Origin of the sequence: Thalassospira marina (assembly GCF_002844375.1) — a bacterium.
GTDB lineage: Bacteria > Pseudomonadota > Alphaproteobacteria > Rhodospirillales > Thalassospiraceae > Thalassospira > Thalassospira marina.
In genome coordinates this window covers 1,647,855-1,670,454 of record NZ_CP024199.1, presented here as the reverse complement: position 1 = coordinate 1,670,454, position 22,600 = coordinate 1,647,855, and the positions used below count along the sequence as shown (strand labels likewise).

Genomic DNA, 22,600 nt, shown 5'->3' with positions numbered 1-22,600 from the left:
CGGGTAACGATACACGATGAAAAACAGGCTTTTGGCAGCGGCAATGATCATGGCAGCAGGCTTTGCCCTGAATGCCCCGGCACGCGCCGACGAAAATATTTGCAAAGCACCGATGGACCAGTGGCAGCCACGCGAAACCCTGCAGCACAAGCTGGAGGGCCAGGGCTGGCAGATCCGGCGCATCAAAACCGATGAAGGCTGTTACGAAGTTTATGCCACCGATGCAAACGGCAAAAAGATCGAAGCCTATTTCGACCCGCACAGTCTTGAACCCGTCAAGGTGCAGGAGGGTTGAGATGACAGAAACAGTCCGCGTATGGGATCCGCTGGTTCGGGTGTTCCACTGGAGCTTTGCCACCTGCTTTGCCGTGGCATGGATCTCGGCTGAAAATTGGGATTCGCTGCATGAAAAAACCGGCTATGTCGCGTTATCGCTTGTGGTTTTTCGCCTGTTCTGGGGCGTGATTGGCCCGCGCTATGCCCGTTTTTCGCAATTTGTGCGTCCTCCGCGTGACGTGCTGGGCTATTTGCGCGCCATCATCGGTGGGAAAGAAAGCCGCTATCTCGGTCACAACCCGGCGGGCGGCGCCATGATTCTGGTTTTGCTGGGCTTGATGGCCGCGACCGGGGCCACCGGCTGGATCTATTCCACCCCGTCCTATCATGGCTGGCACTGGATCAAGGATGTACACGAATTTCTGGCAACCAGCCTGATGGTTTGCGTGGGCCTGCATGTGGCAGGTGTGCTGCTGGCAAGCCTTCGCCACCACGAAAACCTGGTGCGCGCCATGCTGACCGGCCGCAAACGCCAGGCCGACCCTGGTGATATCACCTGATCCGTTGATCCCGAATGCACCTTTTCCGGCTGATCGCAGCAATGCCCGTCGCCGGGAAAGGCAAAACAAACAATTCCTCCCCCTACCCCGTAACGGGCAATTGCCCATGGATTGTGACAATGAATTTTTCCAGCTGGCGCAAAAACTTACGGTTCCCGGCAATTGATTATCGCATCGCGCTGATCGTTACCGTGCTGTATTTCACCGCAACCTTTAACTGGGTTCTATTGCGGCATTTCTATTCGATCCTGTCGCAAATGGATGAATACGACCCGATCTTTGCCGCCACGGCACCTTTTGTCGTGATCCTGGCACTGACACTGGTTTTTGTGCCTTTCAGTTTCAAATATGTACTGAAACCTGCATTGGTGTTTTTCATCGTTACGGGTGCGGTTGCCAATTATGCCATGCAGCATTACGGCATTGTTTTTGACCGGGCGATGTTTACCAACTTCGCCGAAACCTACCCCGCCGAGGCCCTTTCCTATGTCAGTGGCAGTTCGGTGATGTGGATTTTCCTGACCGGGATTTTGCCCGCCATCCTGTTAATTGCCGTTCCGCTGAAATACCCCAAAACCATATTTGCCGGGCTGGCCCAGCGATTGGTAATTTTAACCGTCGTGCTTGCCGTTACCGGCCTTTTGGGCGCGGGTTATTTCAAAAACTATGCATCGGTCGGGCGAAACAACAAAATCCTTGGCAAGGAAGCCATGCCGTTCAACTATGTTGTGGCGGGTATTCAATATGGCAAAATGCAATACAAGGCGCATTTCATCCCGTTCCAGAAAATTGGCGAAGATGCCAAACGCCAGCCATCCTTTGGCAAGCCGAACCTTGTTTTTCTGGTGATCGGGGAAACGGCACGCGCCGAAAACGTCGCCCTTGATGGCTACAAACGCGATACATCGCCTTTCACCCGCGATATACCCGGCCTTGTCAGCTTTCAGAATGTCAGTTCCTGCGGGACGGCAACGGCCATTTCCGTGCCCTGCATGTTTTCTGACATGACACATGCGAATTTTGATGGCTCCCACGCGGCCAAACGGGAAAACCTGCTTGATATCGTGGCGAGAACCGGGGTTTCGGTATTCTGGAAGGAAAATGACGGCGGCTGCAAAGGTGTGTGTGACCGGGTGCCGAATATCGAATTGTCGCCCGATATGTATCCTGACCTGTGCAACGGCCATTCCTGCCTGGATGCCGCCATGCTTGAAGATATCGACCCGGAAATGGCAGCGATGAAAGCGGGCGACAAACTGATGGTGTTTCATATCATCGGCAGCCACGGGCCAACCTATTACCAGCGCTACCCCGATGATTTCCGTGCCTTCACCCCGGATTGCCCGCGCAGTGACATTGAAAATTGCAGCAGCGAGGAACTGGTCAACAGTTACGATAATTCAATCCGTTACACCGATTACATCATCTCGCAGATGATCGCGAAACTGCAAAGCCTGTCATCGGATTACAATACATCGCTGCTTTATGTATCCGATCATGGTGAATCACTCGGCGAAAACGGCCTGTACCTGCATGGCGCGCCCTATGTCTTTGCCCCGTCACAACAAACACATGTCCCAATGTTCATGTGGATGGCAAAACGAACCGCCGAAAGCAAAAATATCGACACGTCCTGCGTCAGCAACACCGCGCGAAATGATGCCTATTCACAGGACAATCTTTTTTCAACCGTGCTTGGCCTGTTTGATGTTTCGACCAGCCTGTATCAGGCCGACCATGACATTCTGGCAAAATGTGAAACGCCGGGCACACATACCGCATCGAACAACCCGGCGCAGCCCATTGTGCAATAAAGACGTCGGATGGTTTTAATCAAAAGGCCGGTTCGTTGCATATGCGCGATGAACCGGCCTTTTGCATTTTGTGCCTGCAGACCAAACCCTTCTTAAAACAGCCCGATTTTGCCACTATGGTTAAAACAACCGTTAAAAGGCACCACAAACCGGGACCTACCAATGAGCACAAAGCCAGTTCGCCCCAAATTTGACGACATGAGCACGGATGCCCAGAAACAATATATCAGCGATATGATCATGGTTATTTTGGGCATTTCGGCATTTTTGCTTTTTGCCGTGCTGATCGCCTATGCTGGTCTTAATCTGGTTTCCCAGGGGTTTGTGGTTTACTGCTTTATCTTTATCATCGGGGCAAACATCATCCTTAAATGCCTGCAGCCGCTTATTTTAAAGTTTATGCAAAGCACGAAATAAGCAGGACTGCCAGGCACAGCACGCACCATTCATGGTACGCACCCATCCCCGACAGCCCCCAATATTTTGCCCTTACATGGCAGGTATTTGATCAGCCAGCACAACAGGCTTTCGCAATTGCGACAGCCGATATTGGCCAATGGCAGTAAAACCAAGGGCCTCATAGGCACGGCAGGCTGCCGGGTTATTGGCAAACAATACCGCCTGTTTTACCCCGCGTGCACGCGCCGCCAGCAAACTGCGCCCGACCAGAAACCGCGCATAACCCATATTGCGGTATGCCGGTGGCGTCCAGACCGGGCCGACCTGCACCGCATCGGGCAGACGGGCATTAAATCCCGTCAGCGATACTGGCTGCCCATCAACAAACAAAACCCACCAGCAGCGATCCTCAAGCGCATTTACCACCCGCGATGCCACATGACCATCGAGTACCGGGCTTTCTTCCGCGCCGAGTGCTTCAATCTCGTATTGACGCATCCAGCGCAGCAAAGTTGCCCGGTCCATTCTGGCGGCATCTTCGACCTGGTAGCTGTCACCCAGCGGATGGATCGGCAATTGCAGATCGCTTAGCGACAGGGAATAAAGGGTTTCATCATGATTGATGGTGAACCCATCTGGCTGCAAACCAAATGCATCCTGCACAACCTGCACCGCAGCAGATGGCCCCAAAACGCCGGTAACACGCCCGTCCAGCCTGCTTTGGCAAAAGGCAGCAAGGGCCGCCATGGGCGGGTCGATTGCGGCCAGATTTTGCACATTCGCGAGCGCGTCATTCGACACACCTGTATCTGTGCCCGTGCTCAGACGTGCCGATAGGATGCCATCGCCCCCACCCTGCACAAGAATGTTGCCTGCCCGCATATGGGCAATAACGGCGCATATGGCACCCTTGGCATTGATGGCGGCATAATAATCGGCAGAAAGCGGATGACTACGTCGGCCCATACCGGCAGCACGCAAATTATTGCGCAGAAACATCGTGCTGCTGGAATAGGTCGACAAAAAGCCTTCGAGGGCGGGCAAGTCCTGTTCGTGCAGAATTCTGTACTGCATTTTGATCCCTGAATGTTTGAGTGTTCAGGCGGGAAAACCCGCCATGTCGAATATTCGTCCAAAACAGAAAAAGCCCGCTGGCGTAACCAGCGGGCTTCTTTGAAATCGCGATCGCGTATAGCTGCCGGTTAGCGCTTCGAGAACTGGAAGCTGCGGCGGGCTTTGGCTTTACCGTATTTCTTACGTTCAACTGCACGCGAGTCACGGGTGAGGAACCCACCGGACTTCAGAACTTTGCGCAGTTCCGGTTCGAAATTGATCAGGGCACGCGAAATGCCGTGACGGACTGCACCGGCCTGACCGGAAAGACCACCACCAACAACGGTGCAGAACACGTCATACTGTTCGTTACGACCAGCAGCGCCGAACGGCTGGTTGATCAGCATGCGCAGAACCGGGCGACCGAAATAGTTTTCGAATTCGCGACCGTTAACGGTGATCTTGCCCGAACCGCGTTTGATCCAGACACGAGCAATTGCGTTTTTACGACGGCCGGTTGCATAGGCACGGCCCAGTTCGTCGATCTTCGGTTCCGGCAGGGTGCTTTCAGAAGCAGCGGCCTGACCAGCCGGCGCCAGATCCTTGAGATCTTCAAGAGTTTTGGTGTCGGCCATTATTTAGCGCTCCGCTTATTCTTTTCGTTCAGTGCCGATACATCGAGCACTTCCGGCTGCTGCGCTTCATGCGGATGTTCCGTACCGGCATAAACGTGCAACTTGGTCATAACCTGGCTGCGCAGCGGGCCACGGCTCATCATGCGTTCAACAGCTTTGATGATAACGCGTTCCGGATGTTCGCCACCCAGGAGTTTGTCCATGGTGCGTTCTTTGATGCCGCCCGGGTAACCGGTGTGCCAGTAAAACTTCTTGTCGGTCAGTTTACGGCCGGTCAGTTTGACCTTTTCGGCATTGACGATAACGATGTGATCGCCACAATCCATGTGCGGGGTAAACATGGCTTTGTGCTTGCCCCGAAGACGATTGGCAACGATTGCAGCCAAACGACCGAGAACGACGTCTTCTGCGTCGATCACGAACCATTTGCGCTCAATGTCGCTCGGTGTCGCAGTGAAGGTTTTCATAAATTCTTTACCTGAAACTGGTTTTCACGGAGGGAATCGCCCCTCGCTGAAAGTGGGCGCAGTATGCCAATTTCCACCGGGAAAGCAACAGGAATAATTCGTTATAAAACAATAACTTATATGTTTTGGTATTATTTTACCACACACATATCCGCTTTTTTATCCCGCTTTGCCTGCCGGCGGCATTGCATAGGTGCCAATCACATGGGCACAAAGGGCATTATCAACGGCTGATCGAATGTCACACTGGGCAATCAACAGCCGCTTGCCTGCCTTCAGGATGCTGGCTTCCGCAATCAGATCACCCGGCTTTGCCCCGGACAGGAAATGCACCGTCGCCTCGGTTGTTACCGCATGGTCGGCCACCGGCGCAACCATCCAGGCAACAGCATAAAGCGCAATATCGGCCAGGGCGAAAATCGCCGGGCCGCAAACCACATTTCCCGGCCGTATATAACGCGGATTAAAAGGCAGCCTTAAGCGGGCAACACCGCCTTCCAGGCTTTCGGTGACAATGCCCATATCCCCGACGTATGGCACCTTTTGCGCCATGATACGGTCAAAATCACCGGTGCTGATGCCAGTTTCATTTCCAGTTGCCATGAATACGCGCCTCCCGCTGCGTTGGGCGTGCTGCCCATTATTTACGTTAACGTTAACGTAAATAGGTAGCTACGTCATGCCGGAATTTGCTGCATCGCCTGCCCTATGTCTGAGAGGGAAAAACAAAGGAAAAAGTGAAGCGGGGAACGTATAGCGGTCCCGACCCATTGCCCTTTCGCCTAAACAAACCAGAAGGAGACTTGAAAACCGCTTCATGATCATCCTGGCTGTAATAAAGGAATTGACGATCCATTGATGGTCCATATTAAGGCCATGACTCAAAGCAGGTTAAAGTGACCAGATGCAGAAATGGCGACACCTTAACAAGTGTCGCCATCGTAAATTGAAATTCCATTCAGACCGGACGCAAAGCCTTGTCAAGGCGCAGTGCATAGCCACTGTGCGCAGAACGGGTTAAAACAGCGAGTAAAGCTCAATCGCGGTCAGTACCAGCACATAACCAACGGCAATAGCGGCAATCATGTAGGCGCCAATGCGCGGTGCCCAACGTTCAACGCCGCGGCGTTCGGGTTTTTCGGGCTGCTTGGGTGGGCGCGAGGCCAGGCTATCAAGTGCGGCATAGCTTTCGGCCGTGGCGCGGCGGCGCCCGCTTGGCAAATGCTCGACGGGTTCGGTTGGTGCCGGTTTTTGCGGTCTTGGGGTGCCCGGTTTGTGATCCGGTAAACGCAACCCATGCTGTTCAATGGCCATATCAGTCAAATCCGGGTTAGGCTCGGGTGCGGCAGCATCAAAATGTGGTTCCTGCGTAAATCGCGACAACAAATCGTCTGCTTGTGAATGGCCCTCTGGCGCCTTTGCCGCCATATCGGGCTTTTCATCCGTTAAGGCAAGCCCCGAATGGGCCGGATCGGTGTTTGTCGGTAGATCCGCATCCTCGGGGCGATTGTCATTATTTTCACGCTTCCATTCAAAAGAAGGTGGTTGCCGTGTCCCGCCGTCTTGCAGCCCGTTACCCGTTATATTCGGGTTTGAATCATCATTTCCCCAGACAAACTGGTCCGGGTTCTGGTCCCTGTTTTTTTCCGGTTCAGGACCAATCCGGGTAACGTTAATGCCCTTGGCTGCCAGCCGCTCAATGGCAGCAGCCTTTTTTCCTTCCAGTTCGCGTTCAATCACTTCCGGGCGGTCATAGCGGTTCATCGAGGACTGACGCGCAGGTGAAAGCACCCGGCGGGTTTGTTGCAACCGGCGATTGGAAACATATGCAGACGGGGCCGTTTCCTGCGGACCCCGTTCCGGTTTCTCGCGATCTTCCATCTCGTCCACCTGATGTCAGCAACTGCTACAAATATTCAGGCACGTTTTCGAGCAGGCAATTCTGCCACAAAAGTCTGACTGAAGTGATAACAGCGACCATGCTTTTCATGCTATGACAATTGGACAATGTCGTGCAGTAAAATTTGCACCAGGGAGGAAAAAATGATCCAAAAAGATGAATTTACCGGAAATTGTATAGTCCGTGAGGATAGCAATTCAGTCGTCACCCTCACCATGGACCAACCCAAAAAAAGAAACGCCCTATCCTCAAAGATGATGGATGCGTTACTGACGGAGCTAAATGATATTGCGGCGTCGCCGAATATTCGCGCGGTGATTCTTGCAGCAAATGGCCCGGTATTTTGCGCTGGTCATGATTTAAAAGAATTAAAAGGCATTTCACATTGTGACGGGCATGCTGCTTTATTTGCCCAATGCAGTGAATTGATGATGCGAATTGTTACGCTACCCCAACCGGTTATTGCACAAATACATGGCATGGCAACTGCTGCGGGCTGCCAGTTGGTCGCCAGTTGCGACCTAGCGGTTGCCAGCGACACCGCAAAATTTGCGACGCCCGGTGTTAATATCGGCCTGTTCTGTTCAACGCCAATGGTTGCCCTTTCGCGCAATATTGCACGCAAACATGCCATGCGCATGCTGCTAACCGGTGATCCGATTTCGGCAGAACAAGCCTGGCAGATGGGCCTGATTTCCGACATCGTTTCCGAGGATGAACTGGAAACTGCAACCCGCGATCTGGCCGCGCGCATTGCCGAAAAATCTGGCTCGACCGTCAAGATCGGCAAGGAAGCCTTTTATCGCCAGATCGAAATGCCGCTGGCAAGTGCCTATGATTATGCATCATCGGTTATGACAACAAACATGCAAACCAGTGATGCTGGCGAAGGCATTGGTGCCTTTGTCGAAAAACGGCACCCCACCTGGCGCCACGAATAATGGGGTACAGGCAGCCGCCCCAATAGAAAATGGCGATATCCGCGCAGATATCGCCATTTATCATTTAAATAAGCAGGAACATACCGGGCGCGATCAGGGGGTGTCCTTGCCAAACAGGGCCAGCAAACCATCGCCCAGCACGCCCCGCCAAACAAAATGGTCATGCCCACCGGCATATTCGCGGTATTGCACATCATAATTGCGGGCATGCAGCACATCGCGCAAATGGCGGTTGGTATCGATAATTCCCCCCACACCGCTATGACCGGTTTCAAACAGCCCCGCACCAAGAAAAATGCGCACCGGCACCACCGGATTTTCCACCACCTGGGATACAACATATTCCTGGCGGTCTGCCAGGCTATTGGCCGGATGCCACCAGAATGACCCGGACATGGAAAGCGCATTACCAAATACCTGCGGATGGCGCAACGCGACCGTAACCGCGGCAAGCCCGCCATAGCTGGAACCGGCGATAATTGTTCGTGCCGGGTTGGCTGTAATGCCGGTTTGGGCCGCCACCCAGGGCAAAAATTCCTGTGCCATGGCATCGGCAAAGGTTGGGTTGGCAGGCAGTTCGCGCGCCCTGGCATCGGCATCGGGATTGGCAAGGAAAATGGCAACCACCGGGGGCAACTGGTCCGCACCAATCAGATTATCCAAAATCGCCTGCGTTTGAATTTTGCCCAGATAGGTTCGGGCATCAAAGGCAAACAGCAAAATATTATCGGGGTTTTGCGCATCAAAATCAGGCGGCAGGTAAATAAAGGCTTCGCGCTGATTATGCAAAATCTCGCTGGTCAGGATATGGCGGGTTAAGGTGCCCTGCCCGATCGCCGCATTCTTTTCCCCGGCCAGAACACCGGGCTGCATGGGGGCATTTTCAAGGGTCACCGTTGACTGGGTATTAAACCGGTCCGCGCCGGTTTCCGGCCAGGGATGCTGGTTTAACGGGTCCATCTGCGCGGTTGATAAAATGGCAATGCGCCGGTCACGCGGGCTTCCAGGCAGGTCGGGCACATCAGGCGCCAATTGATAGGATAACCGGGTGGAATCCGGCACCGTGAAGCTTTTGAACCAGATATCGGATTTTGCCAGTTGTTGCAGATATTCGTGGTTACCCGAAGGTGCGCCAAACAGACGAACATTACGGCTGGCACCACGATAAACAAAAGTCATCAAAACGGTGCCAGGCGCGGTAATACCGCGTTCGATAATTGGCGAACCAGCCGTCTTTACATCATGCCAAAAACCATCCGTGTCCTTGCCCGCCGCAATGTCATTGGCAATCCCGGCAATCATCGGGCTTTGATACCCTTCCGGCCTGGCAACCTGCCGGGCCGGTTCAACCTGATTAATGATTGAAAGCTGAAATGTCGCGCTGGCTGCACTTTCATCGCCCTGCCCGGCCAGTGCGTTGTCATGAACGGGATAGGGAATAAAATCCGTGCTGGCACGATCAAGCTTTAACGCGATTGCACCAGCCGGGGCAATGAACTGAAATTCGCCCTTACCAGTGGAATAGGTAAGTAACTGGCGCAATGATTTACCATCAGCATCCACCAATCGCAGATCAACCGGCGCATCACCACTTGCAAGGGTTGCACGCACATAATCGCCCGATCGGGTATCAAGCGCGATAAACAGGCTGTGCCCAATGGGTGGCAGGGGCGCATCAAGCGCCCCGTCCTTTGTTAATGTCATTGATGATGTTTCGGGTTTTGGGGTGTTGTTTGCCTGCTGAGCCCAGGAAAACGCTGTGCCCGTTACAAACACTGCCGCCAGGACACCCGCCATGATCAAATAAAACCGTTTCATCGGTGCCATTTTTTACCAGCTATATTTCAGGGTGGCGGTAACAGTACGGCCCGGCCCATAGAAACATGATGTCGAACCGGCACAGCTGGCGACATAGGTTTCATCTGTCAGGTTGGTGACATTAAGCTGCAGCTTTGCGCCTTCCAACCGCGTGGAAACACTTGCCAGATCATAACTAAGCATGGCGTCAAACAGGGTAACGTCGGGCACATCGATGGTATTGGTGCGATCCGTGCTTTCGCCGATATAACGCACACCCGCCCCAAAACCCAGGCCATCAAACGCACCTGAAACAATGTCCTGTTTCAACCAAAGAGATGCCTGGTCTTCAGGCGTGCGATCCCGTTTCAGACCAACACTGACGGGGTTGGCATCCTTGGTGATTTCCGCATTGATGTGGCTGTAGCTGGCAACCAGATTAAGGTTATCAAGGATTTCGGCATGGGCCTCAAGCTCGTAGCCACGGCTTTCAATCTCACCGGTCTGATAGCTGAGGTTTGTCGTCGGATCGCGCGAAACCACGTTTTGCTGCGTGATCTTGTAGACCGAGGCAATAAGCTGATACCGCCCGCTATCGGGGCCAAACTTGATACCCGCTTCATATTGCTGTGCTGTTACGGGTTCATAGGGGGCACCGCTGCCATTACTACCCAGTTGCGGTTCAAACGAGGTGCTGTAGCTGACATAGGGGGCAAGGCCATTGCTAAAATTGTAAATTGCCCCCAAACGCCCGGAAAAGGCGCTATCGGAATAATCGGTCGATGTTCCGGCGGCATTATCCTCGAAGGTATTATCGGCCCAATCATGGCGGCCACCGGCACTTAACGTCAGTTGTCCGATTTCAAGCTGTTCCTGGGCATAAAGACCAATCTGGCGTGATTTTGTGGTTTCGTCATAGGAATAGCCATCATAAACCACCGTGCCAATCGGCCCGTAATCGGGCGATGTCCAGTTAATGGGATAGGATGTATTGCTGCGTTTATATTGCCCGTCATGAACGGAATATTTGGCATCCAGCCCCACCAGCACCGTATGTTCGAATGCACCGGTGGCAAAATCAAACTGGGCCTGGTTATCGATGGCATATTGCTCAAGCTCATCCCCATAGGCGGTTGCACGGCGATCAATTGTTTGATCGTCAATCGTGCTCCAGCCGATCATGCCTTTCACATCCGCCTCGATATTGGTGTAGCGGGCATTCTGACGCAGGGTGATCATATCATTCAGGGCATGTTCAAGCTCATATCCCACCGATGTCTGGGTGCGCGATGATTCCTCGAAATTGGGATTGCCGATATAGAAATCCTGCGGGATATAACCCGAACTGGTTGGGGTAACCAAACCACGCGACATCAAAAAGTTACGTGTGCCCGCATCCGGGTCGTTCTGATACATCAGCGAAACGGTCAGATCAGTACGGTCATTGGGGGTCCAGTTTACCGACGGCATCACGGCAATGCGTTTTTTATCAACATCACCTGCCTGTTCTTCCTCGGTAATGCCTTTGGCAACCATACGCCAGGAAATGCCCTTTTCGGCCGAAAGAATGCCCGAAAGATCAACCGCACTTGAAAACAGGTTGTCCGTCCCGGCTGTCAGCTCCATCGAATTACCAAGATCGCCATCTGCCTTTTTGGAAACCAGATTAACAATCCCGCCCGGATTGGCCTGCCCGTACAAAATGGACGACGGACCGCGCAAAACTTCAACCCGTTCAAGGAAATAGGGTTCCACCTGCCCCAGCGACCCCAAACCATAATCAAGACCATCAAGATAACGCGGGACATAGGAAAAACCGCGCACATACATTTCATCATGCTGGTTCGACATACCGCGATATTCGGTAAAGACCCCGGCAGAATAACGCAGCGCTTCGGCAACGGAACCGGCCTGCTGGTCTTCGATTTGTTCTGCCGGCACAACCGAAACCGACTGCGAGGTTTTCATTAGCGGCGTATCGGTTTTGGTGCCTGCACGGCTGCGTTTTGCAACATAGCCCTGAACCGGTCCGTCGCCCCGCTCGCCAATACCTTCAACGCGGATCGGATCAAGAGTAATGGGATCTGTACCCTGCTGTTCGCTTTGGGGGGTATCTGTGGCCTGCTGGGCCTGGGCTGCATGCAGAACTGCCAGGCTGACACCAGCATAAAGGCCCAAGGTGACCAATGCTTTGCGGCCTGTAAAACGGGCACCATGCTGGCGGGCGTGAGCATTTTGTGCGGTTTTGCACATCATCGCGCGATCCTTGATTTCTTTGAATTTTCAATTGCGTCAAGCAGCCACCTTCCCGCCCGTGACACATCAATCGGGCAAGTCAAAGCAGCGCTAAAAACTGGTTAGTGGGCACCGGGCCAGGTGTAGACGGCGTTTCAAAGGGCGCCATTGCGCCGATCAATGTGAAACACCACAACCCGCAAAGATCAGGCATTTACCGGCATAAAGCCGGGGGTTGGTTGCCATGTGGCAATATTTTCCCGAACCAAACCGCACGAACCTGACCTGCCACAGTGCCAATTTGGCAGATGCCTTACGGGACAGATAAATGCCCCAAACAGGCCCAATGCCAGGAATGCCGATTATGCGTTGCAAATTGTGCCATACTTCCCCCGATGCAGGTTATGTCCCGCGAATGATCACCCCATGGTCATGAGAATGATTATCAATGTCGGAAATTGGAATAACAAAGATGCGAATGGTTTTCATCCGCAAATATCTTTGCGAAGACGTCAGAACCATTTGCAAAAGCATCACAACAGGCATTGGCACGAGCAAAACACTGCCCTGACACAGGATGCAATCAAGGTTTTGCCAATTGAAAATTTATCCGGCTTAATAAGCAGTACAATTTAACAAGAAGGGAAATGCCACCATGACATTCGAATTATGGGTCACATATGCCCTGGCCTGCAGCATTGTTCTGGCCATTCCCGGCCCGACGGTGATGCTGGTGGTCAGCTATGCGCTGGGTAAAGGGCGGCAAACGGCATGGGCCACTGTGCCGGGCGTGGCGCTGGGTGATTTTACTGCCATGACCCTGTCTTTGATGGGGGCTGGTGCGCTGCTTTCGGCATCGGCAACGGCTTTTAGTGTGCTGAAGCTGGTGGGTGCGGGCTATCTGGTTTATCTGGGTATCAAGATGTGGCGGGAAAAACCCCACCAGCTTGAAGATTCACAGGAATCCCAGCGCAACCGCCCGTCACGCATGTTTTTGCATGCCTATATTGTGACCGCGCTGAACCCGAAGGGGATTATCTTTTTCATCGCCTTTGTCCCGCAATTCATTGTGCCCCATCAGCCGGTAATGCCGCAATTCACGGTGCTGATTGCAACCTTTGTCGGGTTGGCGATGGTCAATGTGCTGTTATGGGCGCTGGCAGCGGGCACCATGCGGCAAAAATTCCGCAGCCCGCGCGCCATGCAAATCATGGGGCGGGCTGGCGGTTCGGTCCTTATTGCGGCCGGGTTGATGACAGCACTGGTTCGCCGGGCCAATGCCGCAGTTTAACCTTGCAACACTACAAAGCATTTAATGCTTAACGGCTGGCGGCGCGGGCACGGGCCCGCCCGCCACGTGCGGCGGCACGCCCGGAACCGGATTGCGCGGCACCTGCCCCACCCCATTTTTCCCATACCTGTTTGATAACCGGGATCAGGGCGATCAACACACCGATAAACAGCACGATCCAGGCCGGGCGCGGCGGATACATCCAGTGCAGATTAGCCTGCAAAACCCGCAGCGGCGGAACCCCCGTTGCAATGGCAAACCACGCATATTCAACAGCCGCCGTCGCAAGCGACGCCGCAACCGACAGACCCAGCAGGGTAACGGGGGACTTCATTTTCCAGTTCATTTTGCTGGCAAAGCGCGAAAACATCAGCCACAGGTAAAAACCGGCCATCAGGGTTGCCTCGGTCACATCGACCTTGGACTGCATGAAGAAATGCAGGATGCCCAGAATTGCAATGAAATAACTGGCCTTGTGCAAACGGCCCCAGTTACGGCCCAGACGGCGCATCATGCCGTTGGTGGATGTAACACCCAGCACCACCAGCCCCATCACGGCAACAAAGCCGATGGTCAGATAAATGCGAACGGCAATTTCCGTTGCGATGCGCGAAATATCAAATGACTGGTCAATGCAATAAAGCAGCAAATGGCACAGCGCATACCCCATTGCAGCCAGGCCGACCATGCGCCGCACCAGAACGATTTTGGTGAATTTGGTAACGCGGCGAAACGGGGTGATGGCAAGCGAAATCAGCAACATGCGAATGGCCCAGTCACCCGAGCCATGAATGGCATCCTTGATGGGCAGGGATACGCCCCCGTGAAACAGCACAGGCCATAGCACCACACACCCCGGCACCAGAATGGCGATAAACACCATCAGTTTGAAGGCGGAAAAACGTCCGGAATGATCAAGCCATGGGAACATGAGGGCTTCCCTGTTTCTGTTAATAGCAGGCAACCGATTGGAAACGCGTTCCAAGCATGTTGCAATTTCACCATCCCATACAACGCAAAAACCGGTGCGGGGTCACTTAAACTCGCGATCAACTCTGCGCGAGGCGGACAGGATAAAATGTGAAGCCGCAATCTTCGCCATTGTGCCGACGCAATGCCCCCATAAATTGAAAAAATACCGCGCCACAAAAGTTGATGGAAAGAATCGACGATGAGCACATTTACCAATCCCGATAATGCCGGATTACGCGACCTTTTTAATCGTACCCGGACCATTGCCCTGGTCGGGGCCAGCCCCAAACCCGAACGCCCGTCCAACCGGGTGATGGCGTTTTTGCTCGATCGGGGCTTTCACGTTATTCCGGTCAATCCCGGCCAGGCAGGCGGCAAAATTCATGACCAGAAGGTCTATGCCCAATTGGCCGATATTCCCGAACCTGTCGACATGGTCGATATTTTCCGCAATTCGGAAGATGCTGGCGGTGTCGTGGACGAAGCCATTGCCGTAAATGCCAAGGCGGTTTGGATGCAGCTTAACGTGATTGACGAAGATGCCGCCAAACGCGCGCAGGATGCAGGATTGACAGTAGTGATGAACCGCTGCCCCGCCATCGAAATCCCGCAGCTTTTTGTCGCGGACTGGCGCAAAACTGCGTAAGGCCGCGAACAAAGCGCGGTTATGATGTTTATCAAACCGCGTATCCATCGGCCCTGCCTGCTTGGCAGACTGATTAATAAGCCGACAAAAAAGCCCCCACAATTTCGCGGGGGCTTTTGCGATTTGATCAAATATTATCCCACGCGCCGCGCAAATTGTTGCGACAGCAACGCAGTGACCATGATTATTTTTGGGCCGTCAGGGTGCCGGCAATTTTGCTGGTGCCACCCTGGCACAGACGGATCAGGTCGGGAACCAGACCCTTATTGCCCATAAAGACGGGTTTAACAGCACTGGTAATGTCGTAGGTGGTGGTATTTTCACCAAGAACAGCATCAAAAATGCCCGGTCCTTCAGTGATCAGCGACATCACACCGCTGCGATTGATGCGCAGGGATGCAAAACCATCGGCATAGGCAACACGGGCACATTCGCGGCCCAAAACACCGTCAAATTCAGAAACCAGATTATAGCGCGGGTTTTTCACCAGATTATTGCGCGACAAAACCTGATTTGGCTTTAAGCCCGGCGACGGGACATATTTTGCCAGTCGCGCCTGGGACTGAACGATATAGCCATCGGGGAAATAAACCGCGACATCTTCGGATAATAAAACACGGTCCCCCAGAATCGGGCCGGACCGTAATAATGCCTTGATGCGTTTATTGGGAATTTCGCCAGAAAAGCCATTAAACCGCAGAACTTTTGAATCACCGCGTTCCTTGGCGAACAGTTTTTCAAAGGGAACAACGGGTGTTGGCTCGCCCGCCTGTGCGGAAACATCTGCAAAAGTCAGAATACCAAGTCCCATGAATGCCGAAACGGCACACAAGACACTCTTTCGCCAAAACGACTTTGTGTTCATCTTCCCCCCGGAGGCTCTGTCCGCTCAATCGCTATGTTGAGTTAACTGTATGGGTTTATCTGCTCATTTCAAGCACACTTTCGCTGCCTGATTCCCTGCTTTTTCTGACAATCCAAAAAAAACAACGGGATGGCATGATGCCATCCCGTTGCCAAAGATTTGGTAAATGACCGACTGTTTATTTTAGTTGTCGATCGAAATGGTAACGCGACGGTTACGCGGCTCGCGAACACCATCCGGAGTCGGGATCAGCAGATCGCCTTCACCAACAGCGTCTTTCTTCACGCCATCAGCTTTGACACCACGCGTCATCAGGGCGCTGGCAGCTGCATCTGCACGACGTTCAGAGAGCTTCTGGTTGTATGAATCCGGGCCCGAAGAGTCGGTGTGACCGACGATCGAAACCGTACCCGGGCTGGTTGCCCACTGTTCAGCAGCGGCGTCCAGAACACGTTTGGCAACCGGCGTGATAGCGGATTTGTCAAAGTCGAAGAAGATGGTGAAGAGACGCGGTGCAGCAGCAACAGGCTGGGTTTCAGCCGGAGCAGCTTTCGGTGCCTTCAGTTTTTCAATCGCATCTTCATATTCTTTCCAGCACTGGGTGATCAGGTCGGTCTGCCAACCTTCTTCACTTTCTTCGATCCAGCAATCGTAACGGGCCTGTGCCGTAGCAGCAACGTCAGGCATTGCTTCACGTGCGCCGCCGTCCAGCAGGCCGATCAGTTCTTCACGAACGGCGCGCTTCTGTGCGATTTCCTGGTCATCGAAACGCCAGTTTGCCGGGTCTTCCGGAAGGATGGTTTCATTTTGTGCGACCTTTGCAGCCTTGCGGGCAAAGAAGTCAGCATCAAAGAAGTCGTACCATTCATCAGCTTCGCGTTCTGCGTAAGCGATATATTCGGCTTTAAGGTCTTTACCGAAGGCGGTTGTCGGCTCGGCACCGTGAAGTGCGGTATCAAGCGAGCTATCATAGGTCAGCGGGTTGCCACCATAAGCAACAGCAGTACCAGAGTTGTCGATGCTGCTACATGCGGCCAGCATACTTACGCTGCCAAGTGCGAAAAGGAAAGACGAACGAAACTGCATGTTCTTTGCCCCAGTAGTTCAGGTTGTTATCAAACTCTAACAATAGTACCAAACGTGGTATTATTATGACCGGAAACGCGCAAAAAAGCGAAAGGTTCCAAGATATTATTTTTATTGCTATCCCGCGTGCCCTTTTCAACCCTTTCAAAGCATGTAATCCTAGGCACATCCTACGCCGTAAGAGAAAAAGAAGATCACTTATTTTTTGGTGACCTAGCATACGAGGTTTGCATGAGTGGCACGGACACGAACTCAATCGTCGAAATGATTCGCGCATTTGCGCTGGGCATGGGTGTCCAGATTGTCAGCGCGATTCTGATTCTTATTGTTGGCTGGTGGGTTGCAGGCAAGGCTGCATCACTGGTCCGCCGCGCATTGAAAAACACCAAATTTGTCGACAATACCTTAAAGCCGCTGGCTGCAAGCATTGTGCAATATACGATTCTCGTATTTGTCATTATTGCCGTTCTGTCGAAATTTGGTGTCGAGACCACCAGTATCATCGCCGTACTTGGTGCTGCCGGCCTGGCCATTGGTCTGGCCCTGCAGGGTACGCTTTCCAATATCGCATCAGGCGTGATGATTTTGGTACTGCGTCCGTTGCGCGTGGACGAATTTGTTACTGCCGGGTCGGTTTCGGGCACGGTTGTTGAAATTACCCTGTTCACAACGCTGATGAAAACGGCCGATGGCGTATATATTTCGGTTCCGAATTCCCAGATCTGGAACAGCGCCATTACCAACTATTCGCGTAACCCGACCCGTCGTCTCGATATCAAGGTTGGCATTGCCTATGACGATGATGTGGATGCCGCACTTGAATTCATGAAAAATCTGGTCGCAAGCGACAGCCGTATTCTTGCCGAACCGGCACCGATGTCTTTTGTTGCCAATCTTGGTGAAAGCTCGGTTGATATTACCGCGCGTGGCTGGGCCAATACGCCGGATTTCTGGGCAGCCTTCTGGGATCTGAGCCGCCGTTCCAAAACCGAACTGGAAGCAGCCGGCTTTACCATTCCGTTCCCGCAGCGTGACTTGCACCTGAAAGCTGATAGCGCCGAGGCCCTTTCAGCAGCGATGCAGGCAAAAGCCGAAGCCTCGGCAAAACCGGCCCCGAAACCCCGCGCCAGCACCGCCAAACCAAAGGCAACCAAAGCAGCAAAACCGGCAGAAACCAAAGCCGAAACCGCCAGCATTGATGCCGATCCGACCCCGGATAAAACGACTGGCGAAACCAAAGCCTGATAATAACAATCCTACCTGCCCGGCATCCGCCGCCAGGATATGGAAAGTTTGAACAAAAAAACGGATGCCCCAACGGGTGTCCGTTTTTTTGTACGCCAACTTGCGCAGCCAATTATTCGGACCAAGTTTGAAGGCATCGAACCTTCAACCCGAACAATCATATTGCGCCCATCCCCCATCCGGTCCGAACCATGCCAGCAGGGCCTTCCTGCCATTTCAGAACGCATAAATATCCCGGTCGCTAACCGGACCTGAAACGGGCCTGCAGCCGCAAATTCAGACGAAATCGGATTGGCCTGATAAGGCCGGATTATTGGCAAAAATGAAGCCTTATGACGGCGTAGTAGCCTGCTGTTACCCGCCCTGCGTGTAAATATTCTATGCTTTGCCCGAAGACCTTAAAAACCACGGGAGAAACGACGATGCCTGCGAAAAAAATTCTGATGCTGGTCGGCGATTATGCCGAGGATTACGAAACAATGGTGCCGTTCCAGACCCTTTTGGCGGTTGGCCACAAGGTGGATGCCGTATGCCCGGACAAAAAAGCCGGGGATAGCGTGCGCACCGCAATCCACGATTTTGAAGGCGACCAGACCTATAGCGAAAAACGCGGTCACAATTTTGCGCTGAACGCCAATTTTGACGATGTAAAAGCCAGTGACTATGACGCCCTGGTTATTCCCGGTGGTCGCGCACCGGAATATCTGCGCCTGAATGACAAGGTGATTGCACTGGTCAAGGAATTCCACGCCGATAACAAACCCATTGCGGCTGTTTGCCATGGTGCGCAAATCCTTGCTGCGGCCGATATTATCCGCGATCGCAAGATTTCCGCCTACCCGGCCTGCGCGCCCGAGGTCAAACTGGCTGGCGGCACCTACATGGAAATCGATATTGATGCCGCCCATACCGATGGCAACCTTGTAACCGCCCCGGCATGGCCCGCACACCCGCAATGGATGGCACAGTTCCTGAAGGTTCTGGGCACTACCATCAACCTTTAAGACCTGCATGTGGGTGACCAAGCCCCCATACCAAGCTGATGGGCCTTAAATAAAAGGCGGCAATGTTAACGCACAAAACATTGCCGCCTTTTTTGCGATGCGCACTCTTCGCATCCTAATCCTGCCCTGCATATCCGCACGCTGCCGCCAAGCCTGCACATACAACTTGCCATTTCCCCAGCCTTCCCGCACGATTTGCAGGCAATTTTAGGCGCGCTACGTGGCGGTTCCGGCCATCTGACAGGATGATGGCCGAATCCGATGCGCAGCATAGGATGCAAATAAACAAAGCCAGGGAAAGGGAATGTCATGTGCAATATCTATTCAGGAACCGACCCGGCACTTTATGAAACAACAACCCGATCAGTTCGGATCAATGGTGTTGTCACCAGCCTGCGGTTAGAACAGCGTTTCTGGCAGATTATCGATGAAATTGCCCTGAAGGATGGTTACAGCACACCGCAATTCCTGGGGCTTCTGCATGACGAAGTCGTCGCCCAGCGCGGTAATATCCCGAATTTTGCATCGCTTTTGCGCGTTGTCTGCACGGTTTACCTACAACAGAACGAAACGCCATCCCTGCCCGCACGCAACGCCAACGTTGCCAGCAACCAGAACCGGGCGATTGCGGGTTAACTGACGCCGACACGCACCACAGGGCGCAGGCAGATCAAACGAGCGCCCCCCCCCACCATCCGTTCATGTGATGGAAAAGATAGCAGGCCTAGCTAAGCCAGGAGGCGATATCGCGGCTGTTAAAGCCCGGCATGGCCGATTTACCGCCATGATAGGGATCCCGGGCACGCTGCTGGTCGGCGTTGCGGCTATTTTGCATGCCAGCCGCAGTCGCAAAATCCATCCGGGATGGTGCCAGCCAGGATTTTGCCGAACGCTCTGCCGTATCGCGTTTGGTTTCGCGGGTTTTGGCTTCGTAAATCCAGCGGAGTTCTTGTTTCAGGGTCTGATATTCGGCCGTATCGGGCGCGGCATTGACCTCGGACACAATCTGGATTTTGACCATCTGCGGAAAACAATCGAGGCGCTCCAGCAGCATGAATTTCACACTGGGGCGCACGGCATCCGAGCGCATCAGCTTGATCACCAGACGCTTGTAGATTTCAATGCGCAAATTGCCGCTGGTCGCAAGCTCGATAAATTCATCAACAAAATCACGCGCTTCCCGCTTGCCATCAAGCAAAGCACGCAAATTTTCCGTCATCGCGCGGCGATAAAATTCGCGAATTTCCAACACATGGTTTGATGCGCGATTGCGCACTACATGCATCGATTCCGGGCTGAACGCATTTTTGGTCAGAAGCTTGATGCAGTCATGCACCAGTTCGTGCTTGGTGGCGTCGCCAACCACTTCAAAAATACCGGTAATCAGTTCCTTGCATTTGGCATGGGGGCCCATACGGGTTGCTGCCGCCAATGCCATCGGGCTTTCCGGGTCTTTGGTGGCAATCACGGCCAAAGCCAGCGGATCATCATATTGCAACAGCGCCAGATCATTGCTGAGCAAATGTTCCGGCATCAAAAGGCGCTTTTTATCGCCCGCGCCGGTCACCGTTAACGGTTCGCGCGTGCGATAGCTATCCTTGATGGATAGCGCATATTTCAAACCGTCATAGGAAATCCCAAGGTCAAGCGACATTGGCGCTTAGTCTCCCTTACGCGCGAATCGACGCCGCAAGGAGGGCGATTTTGAAGCTTTGGCATCGGCAGCTTCCTTGGCTGCGGCTTCTTCGGCGGCCTTTTTGGCTGCTTTTTCGGCCGCGGCCTGGGTTTCTGCCGCAGATGGGGTCGCGGGATCGGTGAAGAAATCGATATACCAGTCCATATCAGCGCGCGGCATGCCAAAGCGCCCGCCAGTACCTGGTGTTTCCAGCGCGTCTTCGTCAATGCCGGAGCTGATTTGCAGCACAACAGCAGACTGCGCGGACATCCCTGCCCGCCAAGCCATTGCCGTTATGGCGCGTGCACTGCCCGAATCCAGAATTTTTGCCACAACAGATGGCGGCAACTGGCCATAACGTGCGAGTTCACGCACCACGGCCTCGTCATCATTGCGGGCAAGGGCATCAAGCACATATTGCTCAACCGTCGGGCCACGCGTTGCGGGGCCATCAGAAAATGTATTGCCTTCAAGCGACAGGTCGGCATTGGCGATATCTTCGCCAACGGGCGGGCGGGTATCGCGGGCAACGCGGCTATCGAACCGGACCTTTTCAATGCGCTGACGCACGGCCTGACGAACGGCACGGGCGACTTCCGCGCGCAGGCGGCCTTCTTCAACCAGCGTATCAAACAGCGAGGCTGCAATAAAATGCGCCATGCGACGCTGCGCCTGGCGGGACAAACGGTCCCGGCCATTCAGCAGGCGTTCTTCCGGGGTTTCGTTTTTACGCGATGCGGACCGGTCAAAATGCGGGGCGATTTCAACGACATTCTCAGGCGCTTCTTCGCCCTGACGCAGGCGGGCAAACAGCCCAACCTTGGTGGCGTCGTTACGGTCCTGCGCGCGGCGGGCGTGGGCCATATTGGCGCGCATGCGATCCCGCGTCCGGGCTGTGGTGGTAAATTCGCCACGCCCACGCACCAGATCCAGAAAATCGGAATCGTTTAACAGTTCAACATATTCAACAATATGAACCTGCCCGATATTTGCCAGATCCATGCGCAAACGGTTGGCTGCCTGACGGGTCAGATATGGGGTATGGCCCAGTTCCTGTTCGATCAGCGCAATCACCTGCGGGCGATAACAATCGGCCAGACGCACAATGGCATCCATAAACTCGTCGACCATTTCCATGCGCTGGGACGCGGTAATGTCGGGCAAATGGCGGCGCAAACGGCGCGACACATCCATGCGCGCTTCGCTGTCATCCTCGCCATGGCGGGTCGGCATATAAAAGGCATCATCGTCGTCATCATATTCGTCTTCATCGGCACCAATGCGGGCCGCAAAGCTTAAAAATGATTCGTCCTCAGGCGAGGAATGATCATGCGGGTTCGACGACCGCGCCGACATATCGGACCGGGTCGCAACCGGTTTGTTCATGGAGAATTCGTCGGGGGCAACGGTGCGAACAATGTCGGCCAGTTCGCGCAATTTATCGCCAGCGCGGTCCTTGTTATCCGCGTCCTTTGATTTTTGCCGATTGAACATCCAGGCCAGCATGTTCTTTTGTATCCCCACTTTTTATTGGGTTTTGGCACCGATTTGCCGATTCCCCGGTTCAATCTGGAAATTGACCGCCATCCTTGTAGCAAGGTGGCCCGGCCAGAACAACAGATCAGCCCCAAAAGTTCTTTTTAAACCAAAGACCTGCCAAAAAACTGTCCCCATGGCAGGCTTATTTCCATGTTTTTCACTATCGGCAGAAATGTTCAAAAAAACCTTAACGCCACCTG

At 53.5% G+C, this 22,600-nt stretch carries 22 protein-coding genes; 10 read left to right on the top strand and 12 right to left on the bottom strand.

Features of this window, described 5'->3' with window-relative positions:
- The first annotated feature begins 16 nt into the window (after positions 1 to 16).
- The 4 genes from CSC3H3_RS07590 to CSC3H3_RS07575 all read left to right on the top strand — a co-directional run bounded on the left by CSC3H3_RS07590 (position 17) and on the right by CSC3H3_RS07575 (position 3,067).
- Positions 17 to 295 carry a PepSY domain-containing protein gene (locus CSC3H3_RS07590; protein WP_101284466.1) on the top strand — a complete coding sequence of 93 codons (279 nt, stop codon included), beginning with the start codon at positions 17 to 19 and terminating at the stop codon, positions 293 to 295.
- Between the two features lies 1 nt (position 296).
- The gene (locus CSC3H3_RS07585) at positions 297 to 836 is read left to right on the top strand and encodes a cytochrome b/b6 domain-containing protein (RefSeq protein WP_101284465.1); all 540 of its coding nucleotides are present in this window, start codon (positions 297 to 299) and stop codon (positions 834 to 836) included.
- A 119-nt stretch (positions 837 to 955) separates the two neighbouring features.
- Entirely contained in the window at positions 956 to 2,650 is a 1,695-nt protein-coding gene (locus tag CSC3H3_RS07580; RefSeq protein WP_101284464.1) for a phosphoethanolamine transferase, read from the top strand.
- A gap of 162 nt (positions 2,651 to 2,812) precedes the next feature.
- The gene (locus CSC3H3_RS07575) at positions 2,813 to 3,067 is read left to right on the top strand and encodes a hypothetical protein (RefSeq protein ID WP_101284463.1); all 255 of its coding nucleotides are present in this window, start codon (positions 2,813 to 2,815) and stop codon (positions 3,065 to 3,067) included.
- 72 nt (positions 3,068 to 3,139) lie between these two features.
- Here CSC3H3_RS07575 and CSC3H3_RS07570 read toward each other — a convergent pair whose 3' ends face one another.
- From CSC3H3_RS07570 to CSC3H3_RS07550, 5 genes are all read right to left on the bottom strand, one after another.
- Positions 3,140 to 4,123, bottom strand: coding sequence for a GNAT family N-acetyltransferase (locus tag CSC3H3_RS07570; protein WP_245881325.1), 984 nt, complete (start codon positions 4,121 to 4,123; stop codon positions 3,140 to 3,142).
- A 128-nt stretch (positions 4,124 to 4,251) separates the two neighbouring features.
- Positions 4,252 to 4,740, bottom strand: coding sequence for a 30S ribosomal protein S9 (rpsI, locus tag CSC3H3_RS07565; protein ID WP_425444978.1), 489 nt, complete (start codon positions 4,738 to 4,740; stop codon positions 4,252 to 4,254).
- Positions 4,737 to 5,204: a 50S ribosomal protein L13 gene (rplM, locus tag CSC3H3_RS07560; RefSeq protein ID WP_101267756.1), complete on the bottom strand. Its 468-nt coding sequence runs from the start codon at positions 5,202 to 5,204 to the stop codon at positions 4,737 to 4,739. Before rplM ends, rpsI begins: the two co-directional genes overlap by 4 nt.
- 159 nt (positions 5,205 to 5,363) lie before the next feature.
- Positions 5,364 to 5,807, bottom strand: coding sequence for a PaaI family thioesterase (locus CSC3H3_RS07555; protein ID WP_101284462.1), 444 nt, complete (start codon positions 5,805 to 5,807; stop codon positions 5,364 to 5,366).
- Between the two features lie 414 nt (positions 5,808 to 6,221).
- Positions 6,222 to 7,085 carry a hypothetical protein gene (locus CSC3H3_RS07550; protein WP_101284461.1) on the bottom strand — a complete coding sequence of 288 codons (864 nt, stop codon included), beginning with the start codon at positions 7,083 to 7,085 and terminating at the stop codon, positions 6,222 to 6,224.
- A gap of 126 nt (positions 7,086 to 7,211) precedes the next feature.
- On the opposite strand from CSC3H3_RS07550, the gene CSC3H3_RS07545 reads away from it, so the two are divergent.
- The gene (locus CSC3H3_RS07545) at positions 7,212 to 8,045 is read left to right on the top strand and encodes an enoyl-CoA hydratase (RefSeq protein ID WP_342751370.1); all 834 of its coding nucleotides are present in this window, start codon (positions 7,212 to 7,214) and stop codon (positions 8,043 to 8,045) included.
- A 93-nt stretch (positions 8,046 to 8,138) separates the two neighbouring features.
- Here CSC3H3_RS07545 and CSC3H3_RS07540 read toward each other — a convergent pair whose 3' ends face one another.
- The gene (locus CSC3H3_RS07540; RefSeq protein WP_172963404.1) at positions 8,139 to 9,749 is read right to left on the bottom strand and encodes an alpha/beta hydrolase-fold protein; all 1,611 of its coding nucleotides are present in this window, start codon (positions 9,747 to 9,749) and stop codon (positions 8,139 to 8,141) included.
- A 126-nt stretch (positions 9,750 to 9,875) separates the two neighbouring features.
- Positions 9,876 to 12,098 carry a TonB-dependent siderophore receptor gene (locus CSC3H3_RS07535; protein ID WP_101284458.1) on the bottom strand — a complete coding sequence of 741 codons (2,223 nt, stop codon included), beginning with the start codon at positions 12,096 to 12,098 and terminating at the stop codon, positions 9,876 to 9,878.
- Between the two features lie 634 nt (positions 12,099 to 12,732).
- On the opposite strand from CSC3H3_RS07535, the gene CSC3H3_RS07525 reads away from it, so the two are divergent.
- On the top strand, positions 12,733 to 13,368 hold the full coding sequence (locus tag CSC3H3_RS07525) for a LysE family translocator (protein WP_101267770.1): 636 nt from the start codon (positions 12,733 to 12,735) through the stop codon (positions 13,366 to 13,368).
- Positions 13,369 to 13,396: 28 nt separating this feature from the next.
- Here CSC3H3_RS07525 and CSC3H3_RS07520 read toward each other — a convergent pair whose 3' ends face one another.
- Entirely contained in the window at positions 13,397 to 14,299 is a 903-nt protein-coding gene (locus CSC3H3_RS07520) for a protein-methionine-sulfoxide reductase heme-binding subunit MsrQ (RefSeq protein ID WP_101284456.1), read from the bottom strand.
- Positions 14,300 to 14,539: 240 nt separating this feature from the next.
- On the opposite strand from CSC3H3_RS07520, the gene CSC3H3_RS07515 reads away from it, so the two are divergent.
- Positions 14,540 to 14,986: a CoA-binding protein gene (locus tag CSC3H3_RS07515; protein ID WP_101284455.1), complete on the top strand. Its 447-nt coding sequence runs from the start codon at positions 14,540 to 14,542 to the stop codon at positions 14,984 to 14,986.
- Between the two features lie 184 nt (positions 14,987 to 15,170).
- Here CSC3H3_RS07515 and CSC3H3_RS07510 read toward each other — a convergent pair whose 3' ends face one another.
- On the bottom strand, positions 15,171 to 15,797 hold the full coding sequence (locus CSC3H3_RS07510; protein ID WP_245881324.1) for a hypothetical protein: 627 nt from the start codon (positions 15,795 to 15,797) through the stop codon (positions 15,171 to 15,173).
- A 237-nt stretch (positions 15,798 to 16,034) separates the two neighbouring features.
- Positions 16,035 to 16,937 (bottom strand): OmpA family protein, encoded by a 903-nt coding sequence (locus CSC3H3_RS07505; RefSeq protein ID WP_101284454.1) that lies wholly within the window; start codon positions 16,935 to 16,937, stop codon positions 16,035 to 16,037.
- A gap of 231 nt (positions 16,938 to 17,168) precedes the next feature.
- Here CSC3H3_RS07505 and CSC3H3_RS07500 point away from each other — a divergent pair, with 231 nt between their 5' ends.
- The 3 genes from CSC3H3_RS07500 (at position 17,169) to CSC3H3_RS07485 (ending at position 19,822) form a co-directional block, all read left to right on the top strand.
- On the top strand, positions 17,169 to 18,182 hold the full coding sequence (locus CSC3H3_RS07500) for a mechanosensitive ion channel family protein (RefSeq protein ID WP_101284453.1): 1,014 nt from the start codon (positions 17,169 to 17,171) through the stop codon (positions 18,180 to 18,182).
- Positions 18,183 to 18,604: 422 nt separating this feature from the next.
- On the top strand, positions 18,605 to 19,186 hold the full coding sequence (locus CSC3H3_RS07490) for a DJ-1/PfpI family protein (RefSeq protein ID WP_101284451.1): 582 nt from the start codon (positions 18,605 to 18,607) through the stop codon (positions 19,184 to 19,186).
- A gap of 309 nt (positions 19,187 to 19,495) precedes the next feature.
- Positions 19,496 to 19,822: a ribbon-helix-helix domain-containing protein gene (locus tag CSC3H3_RS07485; protein WP_101284450.1), complete on the top strand. Its 327-nt coding sequence runs from the start codon at positions 19,496 to 19,498 to the stop codon at positions 19,820 to 19,822.
- An 88-nt stretch (positions 19,823 to 19,910) separates the two neighbouring features.
- On the opposite strand, the gene CSC3H3_RS07480 is transcribed toward CSC3H3_RS07485, so the two are convergent.
- Entirely contained in the window at positions 19,911 to 20,840 is a 930-nt protein-coding gene (locus tag CSC3H3_RS07480; protein WP_245881323.1) for a hypothetical protein, read from the bottom strand.
- 6 nt (positions 20,841 to 20,846) lie between these two features.
- Positions 20,847 to 22,367: a DUF2336 domain-containing protein gene (locus CSC3H3_RS07475; protein WP_101284449.1), complete on the bottom strand. Its 1,521-nt coding sequence runs from the start codon at positions 22,365 to 22,367 to the stop codon at positions 20,847 to 20,849.
- Positions 22,368 to 22,600 lie beyond the last annotated feature (233 nt).